This is a genomic window from Clostridium sartagoforme AAU1 (genome assembly GCF_000401215.1).
Lineage (GTDB): Bacteria > Bacillota > Clostridia > Clostridiales > Clostridiaceae > Clostridium > Clostridium sartagoforme.
Genome location: NZ_ASRV01000086.1, coordinates 1 through 17,254, shown reverse-complemented (window position 1 = coordinate 17,254; position 17,254 = coordinate 1). Strand labels below are relative to the sequence as shown.

Genomic DNA, 17,254 nt, shown 5'->3' with positions numbered 1-17,254 from the left:
TAGCTTTAATAATGATTTTATTTTATTTCTTAAATTTTTATCTAATGAATATTCACTTAAATAATAAAGTTTGCTGTTTATATCATCATCTTTTTGATTTAAAGTATAATATGTTATAGCCGCATCTACTCTTAGATAGTCATCAACTTTATCCATTCGTACACTTTTAGGATCATTTTCTTCAATAGCTGTTATTTCTTCTAAGTTAAGAGTATTTTTACCCATAGCTAGTGATTTTAAAAAGTTTAAATGCCCATTTGTAAACCTTTCTGCAGCATTTATTAAATGTTTTAAAGTTTTATAAGCATTTTCTATTTCTCCACTTTTTATAAAACTTTTATAAAAATGTTGGATAAGGCCAATTACTTGATTATTTTCTTTAATTTGAGACATAAAACCTAAAATTATAATCTTGTTTTCATCGTTAAAAGCAATCAAATTATTCATTATTGAATTTACTATTTCATCAGTCTTAGTATTTTCACTTGCTAACTTGCATAACAAATTTGTAGCCTTAAGATTCAAATTAGAATTTCTTTGAGATATTCTTTGTAATACAGCTACAGCATCTTCCTTAAAGCTATAAATTATCATTAGAACAGAGTTTTCAACAATTATAGTCCATTCCCCAATATCATCATATTTGTCTATGAATCTACTTGGTCTGTGTATTCTACCATTTAAATAGTTTGGCAACTCATTTAAATATTCTTTACCAATATTATTAGCGGCTTCTCTTGCTGCTATTTTTACCTTATCGAAATCATCATATACTTCAATTACTTTTAAAATTTCATTTAAAAGTAATTCTTCAATTTCTTCTTTTGTTAGTTTAACTTCTTCTTTTATATTTATATCCTCTTTATCTTCATATGCTTCTACTTCTTTTTTTTCATAAACTTCTTCATTAGATTCATCATTAACTCTATTATCAACTTTTTTTAAACTTTCTAATTTTTCTTCAAATTCATATTCATAATATTCATCATACTCATCTTCATTAGATTTTCTTTTAATTTTTTTTTAAAATATCAAATATTCCCATAGTTATTCTCCTTCCAAGTCAATATCACTTATAACATCTATTCCATATTTATCTAAAATAGTAGCCGTCAAACCTTTTCCCTGTGTTTTTGTCCCATTAAAATTACCATCATAAACATAATTTACTCCACATGATGGACTTCCATCCTTTAATATCGCTTTATTTATATTACTTAATTTAGCTATATGTAAAGTTTCATATGCACCCTTTAAAAATTCCTTAGTAACATCTATATTTTCTTTAGTTATAATTTTATCATTACCATTTAAAATTCCTTCTGAACTACCTTGTATTTCTGCAGGAGTTCGTGGTGTAGGGAGTCCCCCTAGTTGTTCAGGGCATACTAATACAGCTTTACCTTCTTTTAAAAGATCTAAACATTTATGATTTAAGTTATTTCCTCCACTATATTTACAATTAACTCCACATAAACAACTACTTATAATATACATAGCACACCTCTTTTCTTATATAATTATAACATAAAAAAAGACTCTAAAACATGAGTCTCTTTTTATCTTAATAGTATTTTAATTATTATTTTATTTAAGAATTGCTATTGTAACTCCATCTCCACCTTCACCATACTCACCTAGTCTATAACTCTTAACATGTGGATGTCTTTTTAGCATATCATTTATAGCTTTTCTTAAAATTCCCGTTCCTTTTCCATGAACTATTGTTACTTCTCCTAAATTAGCCATATAAGCTTCATCTAAATATTTATCTGCTTTGTAGCAAGCTTCTTCTGCATCCATCCCTCTTAAGTCAACTCTGCTATCTATTGATTTCAAGTTTAGCTTAAGTTCTCTTTTTTTCTTTTCTTTTTTTACTGGTTTATCATTAACTTTTCTCAAATCCTTTAATTTAACATTTATTTTCATTATACCTGCTTCTACTTGAACTTCTCCTTTTGAATCAGGCATTGAAATTATTATTACATTTTGATTTAACGAAGGAAGATATGCATCCATTCCCAAAATTACCTTTTCAATGGCTTCTCCTGTATTTTCTCTTGTTTTATATAATGAATTTTCCTTTTTTTCTAAGCTATCTTTAAGTTTTTTTCTTTCTTCTTCTAGTCTAGCCCTACCACCTTGAGCAATTCCAAGCTTTTCGAGTTCTCTCATCGCCTTTAATATTTCATCTGCCTCGTCTTTTGCTTTAGCTATAATATCTTTTGCCTCTCTTCTAGCATCATTATAAGCTTTATCTCTAACTTCTTCTAACTTTTTAAGCTTATCATCATACTTCTTTTTAAAGTCTTCTGCTTCTAATTTTATTCTTTTAGCTTCTCTAGCATCTCTATTGGCTAAAATGCTTTTTTCTTGAAGATCTCTTATTAAATCTTCAAATTGAAGGTTTTCTGAAGAAATGTTACTTTTAGCCTTATTTATTACTTCATCTTGAAGCCCTAGCCTTTTTGAGATTTCAAATGCATTTGATTTTCCCGGAATACCTATTAAAAGCCTATACGTAGGCCTTAATGTTTCAACATCAAATTCAACAGATGCATTCTCAATACCAGGTGTCCTTAATGCATATCCTTTTAATTCACTATAATGTGTTGTAGCAATTAATCTTGCTTCTTTTTCTCTTAATGTGTCTATTATAGCTATTGCTAATGCTGCACCCTCAACCGGATCAGTACCTGAACCTAATTCATCAAATAAAACTAGTGAGTTCTTATCTGCTTCCTTCATTATTTTTACTATATTAGTCATATGAGATGAAAAAGTGGATAAAGATTGCTCTATACTTTGCTCATCACCTATATCAGCAAATATCTTTGTGAAAAAGCTTATAGTTGAAGCATCTTTTGCTGGTATTAAAAGTCCACTAAGCCCCATTAAATGTAATAATCCTACAGTTTTTAATGTTACTGTCTTACCTCCAGTATTAGGACCAGTAATCATTAATGTATTAAACTCATTTCCTAAATAAATATCAGAAGGGACAACTATTTTAGGATCAATTAAAGGATGTCTTCCATGAATTATATCAAAACTTCTATCTTCATTAACATCTGGACAAACAGCATTTAAACTAGAAGCATATTTTCCTTTTGCAAATATAAAATCTAGCTCTGTAAGAATTTTATAATTAGATTCCACAGTTTCAATATTTTCATAAACCCTATTAGATAAATCCATTAATATTCTTTCGATCTCTGCTTTTTCTTTAAGCTTAAGTTCCTTTATTTCATTATTTAAATTAACAAGACTCATAGGTTCTATAAATAATGTTGCTCCAGTTGAGCTTTGATCATGTACAAGTCCTGGAACTGCTCCCTTATATTCAGCCTTTACGGGTAAAACATATCTATCTCCCCTCATTGTATATAAGGCATCTTGAAGGTACTTTGCATTGGATCTTACAATTGAATTTATTTTATCTCTTACAGAAGAATTTTTTTCCTTTAAATTTCTTCTTATTCCATTTAATGTACTACTTGCTCTGTCACTTATTTCCTCTTCAGAAATTATAGAAATTTCTATAATTTCTTCAAGACTTTTAATAGGAGTTAATATATATGCTAAATCTTCTAGAATTATATGAGGAACTTCATCTTCTCTTCTAGAGATATATTCCTTAAATCTTCTTGAACATTTTAACATACCGCCAATTCTTAGCAATTGTCCGGCTGATAATACTCCTCCTTTTTTAGCTCTTTCTATTCCCTCTCTAACATCAAATAATCCTTCAAAAGGAGGATTTCCTTTTGTTATTAATAAATCTAATGCTTCGTTACTTTCCTTAAGTTTATTTTTAACTTCAAATACAGTGTCGTAAGGTCTAAGATTATTTATAATTTCTTTTCCACCATATGTTACTGCATATTCTTTTAGTTTTTCTTTTATCTTATTAAATTCTAACACTCTAAGAGTTCTTTCTTCCATAATATCTCCTCTTCATTACCCTAACTTTTAATTTTGTTTAATAAATTAGATATTTCTCTATTAAAATTATTATAGTTATACGTAACTAATACTACTGAAATCAACACATATAAATAATTTATAAGTGAAAATGTATTAATTGCAATCTTATTATCATTTTCTTTAATTAATATAGCTAATAAAAATAATGTTACTCCTATTGCAATCATTATAATTTGTTTTTTCCAAAAATCTTTTATTAACTTAATACCTTCTCTTCTATATTCAATAATAGCATTTACTATTTTAGCATTATTTGCAAACTTTCTACTTCTTAATATAGCTAGTAAATTTAATAATATTACTCCTAAAAGTAAATACCTATGTAATATAATGCTCATGTTTTCTCTCCTACTCTATCCCTCTTCTATAATGACCTTTTGTATAAGTATTAGTATTAACTTTTTCCTCTCCTCTTATCATTCTTAATACTTTTTTTACCTCATTTGAATTTTCATCTCTAAATTCAACTCTAAAGGAATTTATTCCAAGATTTTTTAAATCATCTTTTTCTTCAATAAGATTCAATGGATAAGGATTTAAAATATAGCTTCTGCAGAAAATATCAGTCATTACTCTAAATTTTTCATTCATTCTATCTATTAGTGTAAACTCATCTCTTGTACATGCTAAATTACAATCCTTACACGATGATTTTTCACCAAAAGTACTTCCAATAGGACAATATTCACTTATCATAAGCTCAGTTTTGCCATATATTATTCCTTGTACATTCCCCCTATTTCCTTTTAGCATATTTTTAATTTCTTTCCTATTAAGCTCTAAACTTAGTGTAGGAATATCAATTTCATTTTGATAAAACTTTAAAGCTTCTGAATTTATTATATTAAGTTTATAATCACCTATTATCATCATTTCATCTTGATAATTACGAATTATCCCAACATTAACAGTCACTATCCCTTTAATATATTCTTTTACCTTTTCTATTATATTTATTACATTATTAAATTCACTCTTAATTATATTTGGAACCTTTAAATATATATTAAGTTGCTTATTTTGAGATACTTCTATTAAATCTTTAACATTAATAGCATCTTTATCCCTATTAAACACATCAACTATTATATCCTTAACACCTTCTTCTATTAAAGTATCAAGCTGTTCTCTCGTAATACATTGATATATTATATCTAAACTTATATCATTGCTCTTAATATTATCAATTTTATCTAATTTTTTAGGTCTCTTTCTTCTGAAAGATTTTGTAATAGATTTTTGAACTCCTTCTAAAGCATCTCTTCTCAGGTTATTCAAATCACTAACTCTTATAAATCCATCCTCAAAAGCTTCAAAATTAATTTCATCTATTTTGAAAGCGCTCTCTCCAGATTTACATAGTGAATCTATAACTCTATCTTTTTCTAAAGGTCTTTTTTCTGCCTTTTCAACAACTTCGCCTAAAAATTCATAATTCTTATCATTATATTCTATGCTTATTCTTAATGGTTCTGCAACTTTAAAAGTAACATTTGCTTTTAAGGAAATTTTTCTATTATATGGTTTTATAGAATCCTCTAAAGAATCAAACAGTTTTCTATCTAATGATTTAAATATCTCATCCCCTACCTTATAAGCAATTGGAAATATTTTAACTCTTTCTCCTCTTTTTGCTTCTTTTACTTCTTTTCCATTAGTTATAATTTTATTTATTGAATATCCACTTTCCATAAACCTAAATCCATCACCTAAAGCAATATCTTCTTTTAAAACTATTTCTCCATTTTTCTCTATTTTTCCTAGAGGTACTCCCGTATTTCTTGGATGTTTAAAACTCATCATATCCATTCCAACATTTTTATGTAAATAAGCCTTAGAGAATCCACCCCTATTAAATAGCTGTAATAATTCTCTTTTTCCTTTGCTAACATTATATTCTGTATTGTATAATTCCTTTTCTACTGCATTTTTATAATTTTCTACTACTCCTGCAACATATTCTGGTCTTTTCATTCTTCCTTCTATTTTCAGTGAATATGTTCCTGAATCTATAATATCTTTCATGTCTTCTATTGTGCATGTATCCTTAGGACTTAAAAGATAAGCCTTTCTTTCTCCAGATGTATTTCCCTTTAATGTATATTCCATTCTGCAAGGCTGAGCGCATCTACCTCTATTTCCACTTCTACCACCTATCATGGAACTCATAAGGCATTGACCTGAGTATGAAATACATAATGCACCATGAACAAATATTTCTGTTTCTATTCCTAAATCTTTAGAAATATATTTAACTTCATCTACAGATAGTTCCCTAGATAAAACTATTCTATGAAAACCTCTTTCTTTAAAAAATAGTGCACCTTCTCCATTATGTATAGTCATTTGTGTAGATGCATGTATTTCAAAATCGGGATAATCTTCTTTTATTCTTTTAAATAATCCTAAATCTTGCAGTATTATTGCATCTACTCCTATTTCATATAAAAAACCTACATATCTAACTGCTTCTTCAATTTCATTTTCTTTTAATATAGTATTTAATGTTACGTAAACCTTAGCTCCATAGCTATGTACATAATCAACAGCTTTTATCATATTATCATTATCAAAATTAGATGCATATGCTCTAGCTGAAAACTTATTTCCACCTAAATAAACCGCATCTGCTCCCTTATTCATTGCCGCTACAAGACTTTCCATGCTCCCAGCTGGAGCTAAAATTTCTACTTTATTCATAAATACTTCTCCTAAACTTTAGTTTATTATGATTTTATCTTCACTAATTATATATATCACAATTTATAATTTTTTTCTATTGCTAGAAATTAAGTTGTTTTATTTAATATAAAAACAGCTTAATTAACAAAATCAAGCTGCCTTTATAGAAATAATATACTGACTAAACATCTTTTAGTAAAGCATTTCTATGTCTTTTTTCTATTGCTAGCTTTACTTGTGTATCAATTAATTTCTTTTCTAAATCTAATACCTTATATTTTGAATTTTGTAATTGGAATTTTATTTCTTTGTTTCTTTGCTTTAATGATTCCTTTTCTGCCTTTGTCTTTTTAAAATCCTCTTCTATTATCTTACATTCCTCATTAAGTTTAATGAATTTTTCTTTGTACCCCATTTCATTATTTTTCAACAAGTAATTACTTTCTTTTAAATTTTCTAATTCTTTATAATAATTTTCTAATTCTTCTCTTAGTATTGAATTTTCATTTCTTAAAGAATTTATTTCTGACTCTAATGATAATTGCTCATTAATTTTTATTTCCTTAGAAGATATTTCTGTTTCTAAACTTAATATCTTTTCTTTTAAAAGTTTATTTTCCTTCTCTTCTTTTTCAAGAAGCTTAACTTTATTTTTTAATTCTTCATCCTCTAAAATCCTTTTGTTCAATTCATTTATTAATTTGTTTAATTTGTCTATCTCTTTATTACTATTAAACTCAAGGATTTCTGCTTCTTCTCTAATTTCTTTTATTCTTTCTTTTAATGTTATGTTTCTTTCTTCTAGAGAAGTATTTTTTTTCATTAATTCTTCTATTTCTATATCTGCTTTAAATAATTCATCTGCTATATTTAATGAAACAAGTGTAGCTGATGCTGTAGAACTCAACTTCCTATTATTTGCCATAATATCTCTAACTTTTCCATCTACATATTTTACAACTTGTAATAAATACTCTTCATTTTCTCTTCCTTTTAGATTATATTCAATCCCATTTATCTTAATAGTTATAGTATTCATAACACACCTCATTAACATAATAATTATAACTAATATAATTCTAACATAAATATTCCAAAGAATGTATATATAATTATAATATAGTTATAATCTAATTATAAATAAAATAATAAAAGATACTTTAGACTAATAATATTAACTCTAAAGTATCTTTTATTTACTATCTATTATCTTAAAGTTGCACCTAATTTATATTCAAGGCTTCTTAATATCTTATCGTGAACTTTATTTACATCATTATCAGTAAGTGTCTTTTTTTCATCTCTATATGCAATTGCATAAGCTATACTTTTTTTACCCTCTGGTATTTGAGCACCTTTATAAATATCAAATAATTTTACTTTTTCAACTAAGTTTCCACCAGCTTTTTTAATAGTGTCTTCAATTTCTTGTACTAACACTTCATCATTTACCAATAGAGCTATATCTCTTGTAACTGCTGGGAACTTTGGAAGTGGCTTATACTTCTTAGTTGTTTCAGCACCATTAAATAATAAATCTAAATCTAACTCAGCTAAATAGCAATTAACATCAACGCCATAGTTTTCCGAAACATCAGGGTGAACTTCACCTAATACCCCTACTCTTGATTTGCCAATCATTAAAGCAGCAGTTTTACCTGGGTGATAGCTAGGATTTTCAGCTTCACGAGCAAATGTTACTTTATTTAAACCTAAAGATTCAACAATATTTTCTACAACTCCCTTTAAATCTAAATAATCGCAATCTCCATACATACCAATTGTTAAAATATTCTTTTCAGTTGGAAGAACAGTTTCATCTTCGTTTGGTATATATATCTTACCAACCTCAAATAATCTGGCATATTCATTATTTCTTGAATAATTTCTTCCTAAGGATTCCATCATTGAATGAATAGTAGTTGTTCTCATTACAGAATAATCTTCGCCAAGTGGATTTTTAATCTTTACAACATTTCTTAAATCACTATTTTCTGGTAAATTGATTTTATCAAAAACTTTAGGTGATACAAAAGAATAGCTGATGGATTGATTTAATCCACTTCCTATCATAGTATCTATAACTTCTTCAGTTAATATTTCATTTTTATATTTAGGCTCTCTTTCAGTAGATACCTTAAATATTGTTGTTGGAATTTTATCATATCCATATATTCTTGCAACTTCTTCAGCTATATCTTCTTTAATTGCTATATCTATTCTAAATGTTGGTATCTTTATAACCAAATCATCATTTGCAATTTCAGTCTTTAAATCTAAAGAATCAAGATATCTTTTCATATCTTCTTTTGATATCTCTGTTCCTAAGAATTTATTTATCCAATTAGAATCTACTGTAATACTTCCCTCTTCTTTCTTTTGAGTGTATACATCAATAGTTCCTTCCATTACTTCACCACATCCAAGTTCACAAATTAAAGTACAAGCTCTATCTATTGCAAGACTTGCAAGGTTTGGATCTATGTCTTTTTCAAATCTTGATGAACTTTCAGTTCTTAAATTAAGCTTTTTAGAGTTAACTCTTATATTAGTTCCATCAAAGTTTGCACATTCAAATATAACTTCATTTGTATCTTCTTTAATTTCTGAATTTAATCCACCCATTATTCCTGCTAAAGCTATAGTTTTATCTCCATCTTTTATGCATAAGAAACTAGGATCTAACTTTCTTTCAGTTTCATCTAAAGTAACGAAAGTTTCTGCATCTTTAGCTCTTTCTACAACTATTTTCCCGCTTTTAATTTCTCTTGCATCAAAAGCATGCATTGGTTCTCCAAGTTCTAGCATTACAAAGTTAGTTATATCAACTATGCAATTTATAGGTCTAACACCAGCTTCTAATAATCTTTCTTGCATCCAACCTGGTGAAGGCATAACCTTAACATTCTTAACGCCTCTTGCCATATATCTTCTACATAAAGAATCTTTAACTTCAACATTTAATTTATTATTAATATTTTCAGAATTCTTTACTTCATAATTAAAACTTGGCATTTTATAAGATGTATTAAGAGTTGCTGCTGTTTCTCTAGCCATACCAACAATACTTAAACAATCTGGTCTATTTGAAGTTATTTCAAAATCTAATATTGATTTATTAAGACCTAAATACTCTTTTATGTCTATCCCTAGTGGTGCATCTTTAGGTAAGATCATTAAACCATGAACTGGTTCATCTCCAGCTATTCCAAGTTCTTCTTCTGAACAGAACATACCATTAGATACTACTCCTCTAAGCTTACCTTTTTTAATTTCTGTTCCATCTGCTAAAATTGATTTATGAAGAGCAACTGGTACTACATCATCTTCTTTCATATTTGTTGCAGCTGTAACAATTTGAATTTTTTCGGCTGCTCCTATATCAACTTGACAAACATTTAATTTATCAGCATCTGGATGTGCAGTTATTTCAACAATTTTTCCAGTAACTACATTTTTAATTGTATCACCTTGAGTAATAACTTCTTCTACTGCTGATCCTGATAATGTTAATCTATCTCCAAGTTCTTTTGCGTCTATATTCACTTCAACATAATCTTTTAACCAATTAAATGGTACTTTCATCTCTTTTACCTCCTATAATTAAAATTGATTTAAAAATCTCATATCACTTTCGTATAATAGTCTAATATCATCTATTCCATACTTAAGCATAACCATTCTATCAACACCAAATCCGAAGGCAAATCCACTGTAAACTTCTGGGTCTATACCACAATTTCTTAATACTTGTGGATGAACCATACCGCAACCTAAAAGCTCTATCCAGCCACTTCCTTTACATACCCTACATCCTTTGCCTTCACATACAAAGCAAGTTGCATCCATTTCTGCTGAAGGTTCTGTAAATGGGAAATGGTGAGGTCTAAACTTAGTTTTAACCTTATCTCCAAACATCTTTTTTGCAAAAAGCTCTAAAGTTCCTTTTAAATCTGCAAATGTAACTCCTTTATCAATTACAAGTCCTTCCATTTGATAAAATATAGGTGAGTGAGTTGCATCAACTGCATCTGATCTATATACCTTACCTGGAGCTATCATTTTTATTGGTGGAGCTTGATTTTCCATAACTCTAATTTGAACTGGTGAAGTTTGTGTTCTTAATACTAGATTATCATTTATATAAAAAGTATCTTGCTCGCTCCTAGCTGGATGATCCTTTGGAATATTTAAAGCTTCAAAATTGTAATGATCTAATTCTACTTCTGGCCCTTCTTCTACTGTAAATCCCATTGATATAAATATATTTTTCATACTTTCTAAAGTTAAATCCAGAGGATGTCTCTTACCAATTAAATTTTTCTTTCCCGGAAGAGATATATCTATAACTTCTGATGCCAATTTAGCATTTTTTTCTTTTTCCTTAATTTCTCTTGATATTTCTTCAATCTTATCTTCAACTTCTTTTTTTACTACATTTACGAGCTTTCCTACTATTGGTCTTTCTTCTTGAGATAATGATCCCATTCCTCTTAATATAGTAGTTAGCTCTCCTTTTTTACCTAAATATTTTACTCTTATTTCTTCTAACTCTGAGCTAGCATTTACATTTGTTAATTCATTAAATGCATTTTCTTTAATAGCAATTAACTTTTCTTGCATATTTGTTCCTCCTTTTTGATTAAAATAAAAAATGGACATATGTAAATTTACTTATTCCATTACTTCGCTCCAAGTCAACGCAAACTTACATATGCCCACTTGAAAACTGAAGGAAGAAAATTATAAAAAGTTATATTAAGAATAAACTTTTTATAATTTCCTAAAGAATAAAAAAACTTCGTCCCCCTATAAAAGGGACGAAGTGCCGCGTTACCACCCTAATTGGTTATAAAATTTATAATTTCACAACCCAACTCAAATTTAAATAACGATTAAAACCGCTAGAAACTACTGTTAATTTCACTTCTAGGACTCCTGAGGGAACTTCAATATAAACTTCTTTAAAATAGCTTCCAGTCTTAGACTATTTCTCCCTGAAAAGACTTTTATATCTACTTTCTCATTCACTGTCTTTTTATATTTAATTTACAATCTATTATACAAATAAACTTAATTAATTTCAATAGAAATTTTCTATTTATTTCTATATTAGATTTTGTCTAACTTTTTCAAATAAAATTATTGATGTTGCAACCGCTACATTTAAAGATTCAGCTCCTCCAGGCATTGGGATCTTAACCTTTTTGTTTGCAAGTTCAAAAAGTTCATTACTTATTCCATTGCCTTCATTACCTACAGCTAACATAATTTTCCCTTTTAAATCTTCTTCAAAAAAGTTTTTAGATTTCTCAAGAGAGGTTGTTACCAATGAAACTCCACTATTTTTAAGCCTTTTAATAATATTAAAATCTTCATCATCATAAAAAATAGGAACGTAAAATATAGAACCCATAGTAGATCTTATTGTTTTATCATTATAAATATCTACTGTTCCCTTTGTTAGTATTATTCCATCAACCCCAGCTGCATGACCAGTTCTTATTATAGTTCCTAAATTACCTGGATCTTGAACTTTATCACATATTAAAAAGAATTGTCCTTCTAAATTAATAATCATTTTTTTATTTTTAACTATTGCTATAACTCCTTGAGGATGTTCTGTAGAAGATATCTGAGAAAATAAAGCGCTTGAAAAAACATATATTTTATCATCACCAATAACTTCTTTTAAACTACTATTATGTAATTTTTCTTCATTTTCTTGAGATAAAATTATATATTCTATTTCCATATTAGCTTTTGTAGCTTCCTCTATTAATCTAAATCCTTCTAAAATAAACTTACCTTCTTTATTCCTAAATCTTTTATCTTTCAGTTTCTTTGTAGCCTTAAAAAAATTATTGTCTTTACTTTCTATATAAATCAAAATTTACACCTCGTTAATTTGATTTAGCTATCATGCCTTCTAGCCTGTTTAAATCTTCCGCTACTCCTATAGCAACAATTGCATCAGTATTTTTAATTATATCTCCTGCTGATGGTGATAAATTAATTTCCTGACCTCTTTTAATTGCAATAACATTTATTCCATATTTACTTCTAAGTTTTAACTCATTTAAAGTTTTCCCTGACCATTCTTCTAATACTTGAATTTCCATAACACTATAGTCTTCTGAAAGCTCTATATAATCTAATATATTATTTGAGACTAAATTATGCGCAACTCTTACCCCCATATCTTTTTCTGGAAGTATAACTCTATCTGCTCCAATTTTATAAAGAACTTTTGCGTGAAAATCATTATGCCCTTTAGCTACAATATATTTAACTCCAAGTTCTTTTACTAATAAAGTAACCATAATGCTTGATTGGATATCATCACCTATAGTAACCACTGCTACATCAAAATTACTTATTCCAAGTGATTTTAGCGCATTTTCATCTGTTGCATCTAATTGTACAGCATGTGTAACACTATCAGCTATTTCTTGTACTATCTCTTCATCTTTATCTATTGCTAATACATCACTCCCTAAAGAATATAAGGTTTTTGCTATAGAAGATCCAAATCTTCCAAGTCCTATAATTACAAATTGCTTATTAGCCAATAAACTTCATCTCCTAACCAATTAAAATCTTTCCTTCTGGATATTTATATCCAGATTTTTTATTTTTTCTTGCTAACGCAAGCATTACTGTAAGAGGTCCTACTCTGCCAAAATACATCATAAGTATAATTAGAACTTTCCCTATAGAGCTTAAATTTGGAGTAAATCCTAGAGTAAGTCCAACAGTACCAAATGCTGATGTTACTTCGTAAAGTATATCCATAAATGATGCACTAACTTCAGTGAACAATAAAATCATTGTGAACATTATTACTAATGATACTGCAATGAATAATATAGTGAAGGCCTTATAAACAACGCCTTTACTAAATCGTCTTCCAAATATTTCTGCATCTTCCCTTCCTCTTATAACTGAAATAACAGTTAATACTAGTATAGCAAAAGTCACTGTTTTTAGTCCACCAGCAGTTGATCCTGGTGATCCTCCAATAAACATTAATATTATAGTTAAAAACTTACTCACTGATGTCATAGCTGTAGTAGAAACACTATTAAATCCAGCTGTTCTCGGACTTACTGATGCAAAAAATGAATTTAACATCTTATCTTTCATGTTCATATTTGCTATAGTTTCTACATTATTTCGTTCAAATACAAACATTAATAATGTTCCTATAAGTATCAATATAAGTGTTGATATTAAAACTAATTTTGAGTGAATTGAAAACTTTTTTATTGATCTAAACTCATATATCTCTAAGAGAACTGTAAATCCTAATCCTCCAATTATTATTAATGTACTAATTACTAAAATAACTGTTGTATTACTAGAATAATTAATAAGACTTGTTCCAAATAAGTCAAATCCAGCATTACAAAAAGATGATATTGAGTGAAAAAGACTATAGAATAATCCTTTATAAATGCCATATTCAGGTATAAATTGCGTTGACAACAATACTGCTCCAAAAACTTGTACTGATACTGTAAAAACTAATATATATTTAACCATTTTCACCAGTCCTTGGATGGAATGTGTGTTCATAGCTTCTTGCATTATAAGTCTTTCTCTTAATGTTATTTTCTTGCCAAGTACTAATGATATAAGAACCCCAAATGTCATAAACCCAAGACCACCAACTTCTATTAATATCATTATTACCATTTGCCCAAAAGTACTCCAGTAAGTACTAGTATCTAAGGTTACTAAACCTGTAACACAAACAGCTGAAGTAGATGTAAAAATAGCATCTAAAAAGTTTGTTGCTTCTCCAGAAGCAGAAGATATTGGAAGTGATAAGATTATTCCTCCAATAAAAATTGCTATTAAAAATCCTAATGCTAATATTTGAACTCCTTTCAATTTAATTTTTCTTTTTAAACTAAATTGCATATCTTCACCTCATAGATAAACTAAAATTTTATCTTTATTTTACTACTAATAATAGATATTATTAACTATTTTTTCTATAGTATTTATATTTACCTATAAAAAAGTCGTCAAGATAAATTTGCCAAGCTGTCGACTTTTTTTGGTGCATGTGCATTTCCGAAGCTGCCTTAGGAAAATCCTTCACGCGCACTTTATTCTATTTTTTACTATGCAGGAATAACTTTAACAACTTATATTCTATAAGTTATTTATCAATATATTTTTAAGATATAATTTCCTATATAGTAAAAAATGCGACCAATCGGTCGCTTATATTATTTATTTAATTGTTTTTTTGCTGCTTCCACTAAATCTGCAAATGCTTTAGGATCATTTATAGCTATTTCTGATAACATTTTTCTATTCATATCAATTCCAGCTAATTTAATTCCATTTATAAATTTAGAATATGAAAGACCATTCATTCTTGTAGCTGCATTGATTCTTGCTATCCACAATCTTCTAAAATCTCTCTTTTTTAATCTTCTTCCAACATAAGCATTTCTTAAAGCTCTTATTACAGACTCATTAGCTGTTTTAAACAATCTGCTCTTTCCGCCATAATAACCTTTTGCAAGCTTTAATACTTTTTTATGATTTTTACGTGAATTTACTGCTCTTTTAACTCTTGCCATGTTTCAATCCTCCTCTTATTTTATAGATATGGTAATAATTTCTTCATTGCTTTTTCTTGAGTAGTTGAAACATAAGCAGCTTTTCTTAAGTTTCTCTTTCTCTTAGAGCTTTTCTTTGTTAATATATGGCTCTTGAAAGCTTTTGCTCTTTTTAATTTTCCAGTACCTGTTTTCTTAAATCTCTTTGCTGCACCTCTGTGCGTCTTCATTTTTGGCATAATAAAATCCTCCTCTCAAATTATGCTTTATTAAGGGAATCCTAACTTTACAACTATAAAACTTTAGAATAATATCTTTTATTAAATGTCCCTTAAATTGAATTTTAATCTAAATCAATTCCACAAAAAGGAATTTATTAGCATATATGTTTTTTATAATGCTTAATCTTCTTATATTCTTTTTAAGGGAAATATTAAATAACTTCTCAATAAAAAGACAAAATAAAAAAGACAGCATATGCCGTCCTCAAAATATTCATTTCTTTAATTTAAATCATAATAAATTAAATAAGAATACATTATACCTTACTAAGCTATGCCGTAAGGTGAGAAACGGCTGTGTTTCTTCTTAACACTAGTATTATATTATTTGTCAAAAAACTTGTCAACATAAATTTAAAATTTAACCTGTTTTTCCATACATAAAGAACATCCATCACAAAAGCTTACTTTATTTTCAAAAACATTTTCTATAGTATCAATAAACTCTTTATTCAAGCAATTCTTTTTACCATGTATTACTACCTTTTTAGGTGCATTAGTTATTAATCCACTTATTATTATATCTTCCATCTTAGCATCATTATCTATCCTACATTCAACTAATTCTTTCATAAATTCATTAAATATATCTTTTTTATCTTTATCTTTAATAAAATAATTTCCTGCTTCATTGATGAATATGTTTATTTCATCTATTTTACTTTCTTGTATATCCACAAAATATTTTAATAACTTTATAAATTCTCTATATTCCTTTTCAACCATATAACTTTCTATTACTTTATCTATTATATTCTCTATATCTTCTCTTAAATCTCTCATTCTAAATCTTATAAATCCATTTATGTTTATCTCTGAATTTTCTTCTAAACAATTTTTTATTTTTTCAATTATACTATTCATTTTATTCATGCAATAAATTAAATTTTCACATTTTAATGATTCTTCACCTAATAATATCTTCATAATTTCTTCTTCAACTTCTATTACTTCTTCTTGTTTTAAAAAGAAATAATTTTCAGTTAGAAAATCAAACATTTCTTTTTCTTTATACTGTTCTATTACTACTTTATACAATACATTACTTATATATAAATTTATGATTTCTTTTACCCTCTCATTATAACCATCATCATCACATAGTACTTTAACTATATGACTATCTAGTTCCACACTTTCTACTATCCCAATTTTTATGTCTTTTTTCTTTAGAATAGTTCGCAATTCTTGAATTTCACTTACAAAATCTAGATCATCATTATAAACAAGCTTTAGTACAAGCATGGATTCCACTCCCTTCCTAGTAATAGTATGTATAAAAATTTAAACTATATTCAAAAAATATTTCTTATCAATCGACAAGATTAATATACTAATTTATAATTAATTTATATTAATTTAAATTTAAAAGGAGTTTATTTATGGTTTGCTTTGTTGATTATAGAATTTCTAATATAGAAAGAACTTCCCTTGAATCATTTGGTTTATCAATAGTAGAAGTACCACCGAATAATTCTTTATATAAATCCATTGATGGCCATGTAGACATACAATTAAATATATTAGATAAAAAGTCGAAAAAAGTAATAATTCAAAAAGATATATCTCCTAACTTTAAGAAAAAACTTTCTGATTTAAATGTAAACTTTATAGAAAGTAATCGTTCTTTAAAGTATTCTTATCCTAATAATATTTTCTTAAATGCTCTAATATTAGAAATTATTTTATTCATAACTTAAAATATACTGATGAAAATCTCATTAG

Annotated in this window: 15 protein-coding genes and 1 other annotated feature; of the genes, 1 reads left to right on the top strand and 14 read right to left on the bottom strand. The window is 27.5% G+C overall.

Annotation, left to right across the window (positions count from 1 at the left end; translation table 11 throughout):
- The 14 genes from A500_RS06540 to ytxC form a co-directional block, all read right to left on the bottom strand.
- Positions 1 to 696, bottom strand: a 696-nt coding sequence (locus tag A500_RS06540; RefSeq protein WP_016206802.1) for a hypothetical protein, incomplete at its 3' end; no start/stop codon positions are given.
- Positions 697 to 1,047: 351 nt separating this feature from the next.
- Positions 1,048 to 1,497 (bottom strand): 2-thiouracil desulfurase family protein, encoded by a 450-nt coding sequence (locus A500_RS06535; RefSeq protein WP_016206801.1) that lies wholly within the window; start codon positions 1,495 to 1,497, stop codon positions 1,048 to 1,050.
- 90 nt (positions 1,498 to 1,587) lie between these two features.
- The gene (locus tag A500_RS06530) at positions 1,588 to 3,945 is read right to left on the bottom strand and encodes an endonuclease MutS2 (RefSeq protein WP_016206800.1); all 2,358 of its coding nucleotides are present in this window, start codon (positions 3,943 to 3,945) and stop codon (positions 1,588 to 1,590) included.
- Positions 3,946 to 3,965: 20 nt separating this feature from the next.
- Positions 3,966 to 4,325, bottom strand: a complete 360-nt coding sequence (locus A500_RS06525; protein WP_016206799.1) for a hypothetical protein — start codon at positions 4,323 to 4,325, stop codon at positions 3,966 to 3,968.
- A 10-nt stretch (positions 4,326 to 4,335) separates the two neighbouring features.
- Positions 4,336 to 6,687 (bottom strand): U32 family peptidase, encoded by a 2,352-nt coding sequence (locus A500_RS06520; protein WP_016206798.1) that lies wholly within the window; start codon positions 6,685 to 6,687, stop codon positions 4,336 to 4,338.
- Between the two features lie 163 nt (positions 6,688 to 6,850).
- Complete coding sequence (locus tag A500_RS06515) at positions 6,851 to 7,708, bottom strand: cell division protein ZapA (protein WP_016206797.1); 858 nt, start codon at positions 7,706 to 7,708, stop codon at positions 6,851 to 6,853.
- Positions 7,709 to 7,875: 167 nt separating this feature from the next.
- Positions 7,876 to 10,254, bottom strand: a complete 2,379-nt coding sequence (pheT, locus tag A500_RS06510) for a phenylalanine--tRNA ligase subunit beta (RefSeq protein ID WP_016206796.1) — start codon at positions 10,252 to 10,254, stop codon at positions 7,876 to 7,878.
- An 18-nt stretch (positions 10,255 to 10,272) separates the two neighbouring features.
- Positions 10,273 to 11,292 (bottom strand): phenylalanine--tRNA ligase subunit alpha, encoded by a 1,020-nt coding sequence (gene pheS, locus A500_RS06505; protein ID WP_016206795.1) that lies wholly within the window; start codon positions 11,290 to 11,292, stop codon positions 10,273 to 10,275.
- A 190-nt stretch (positions 11,293 to 11,482) separates the two neighbouring features.
- Positions 11,483 to 11,709, bottom strand: a binding site (T-box leader).
- Positions 11,710 to 11,776: 67 nt separating this feature from the next.
- On the bottom strand, positions 11,777 to 12,559 hold the full coding sequence (locus tag A500_RS06500; RefSeq protein WP_016206794.1) for a TrmH family RNA methyltransferase: 783 nt from the start codon (positions 12,557 to 12,559) through the stop codon (positions 11,777 to 11,779).
- Positions 12,560 to 12,572: 13 nt separating this feature from the next.
- Positions 12,573 to 13,241: a potassium channel family protein gene (locus A500_RS06495; RefSeq protein ID WP_016206793.1), complete on the bottom strand. Its 669-nt coding sequence runs from the start codon at positions 13,239 to 13,241 to the stop codon at positions 12,573 to 12,575.
- Positions 13,242 to 13,254: 13 nt separating this feature from the next.
- Positions 13,255 to 14,595 (bottom strand): TrkH family potassium uptake protein, encoded by a 1,341-nt coding sequence (locus A500_RS06490; protein ID WP_016206792.1) that lies wholly within the window; start codon positions 14,593 to 14,595, stop codon positions 13,255 to 13,257.
- A 314-nt stretch (positions 14,596 to 14,909) separates the two neighbouring features.
- Positions 14,910 to 15,269, bottom strand: coding sequence for a 50S ribosomal protein L20 (rplT, locus tag A500_RS06485; RefSeq protein ID WP_016206791.1), 360 nt, complete (start codon positions 15,267 to 15,269; stop codon positions 14,910 to 14,912).
- 20 nt (positions 15,270 to 15,289) lie between these two features.
- Positions 15,290 to 15,487 carry a 50S ribosomal protein L35 gene (gene rpmI / locus A500_RS06480; protein WP_016206790.1) on the bottom strand — a complete coding sequence of 66 codons (198 nt, stop codon included), beginning with the start codon at positions 15,485 to 15,487 and terminating at the stop codon, positions 15,290 to 15,292.
- A gap of 396 nt (positions 15,488 to 15,883) precedes the next feature.
- Positions 15,884 to 16,774: a putative sporulation protein YtxC gene (gene ytxC, locus A500_RS06475; protein ID WP_016206789.1), complete on the bottom strand. Its 891-nt coding sequence runs from the start codon at positions 16,772 to 16,774 to the stop codon at positions 15,884 to 15,886.
- Between the two features lie 137 nt (positions 16,775 to 16,911).
- Between ytxC and A500_RS06470 the strand changes: the two genes are divergently transcribed.
- Positions 16,912 to 17,229 carry a DUF6873 family GME fold protein gene (locus tag A500_RS06470; protein WP_016206788.1) on the top strand — a complete coding sequence of 106 codons (318 nt, stop codon included), beginning with the start codon at positions 16,912 to 16,914 and terminating at the stop codon, positions 17,227 to 17,229.
- The last annotated feature ends 25 nt before the right edge of the window (positions 17,230 to 17,254 follow it).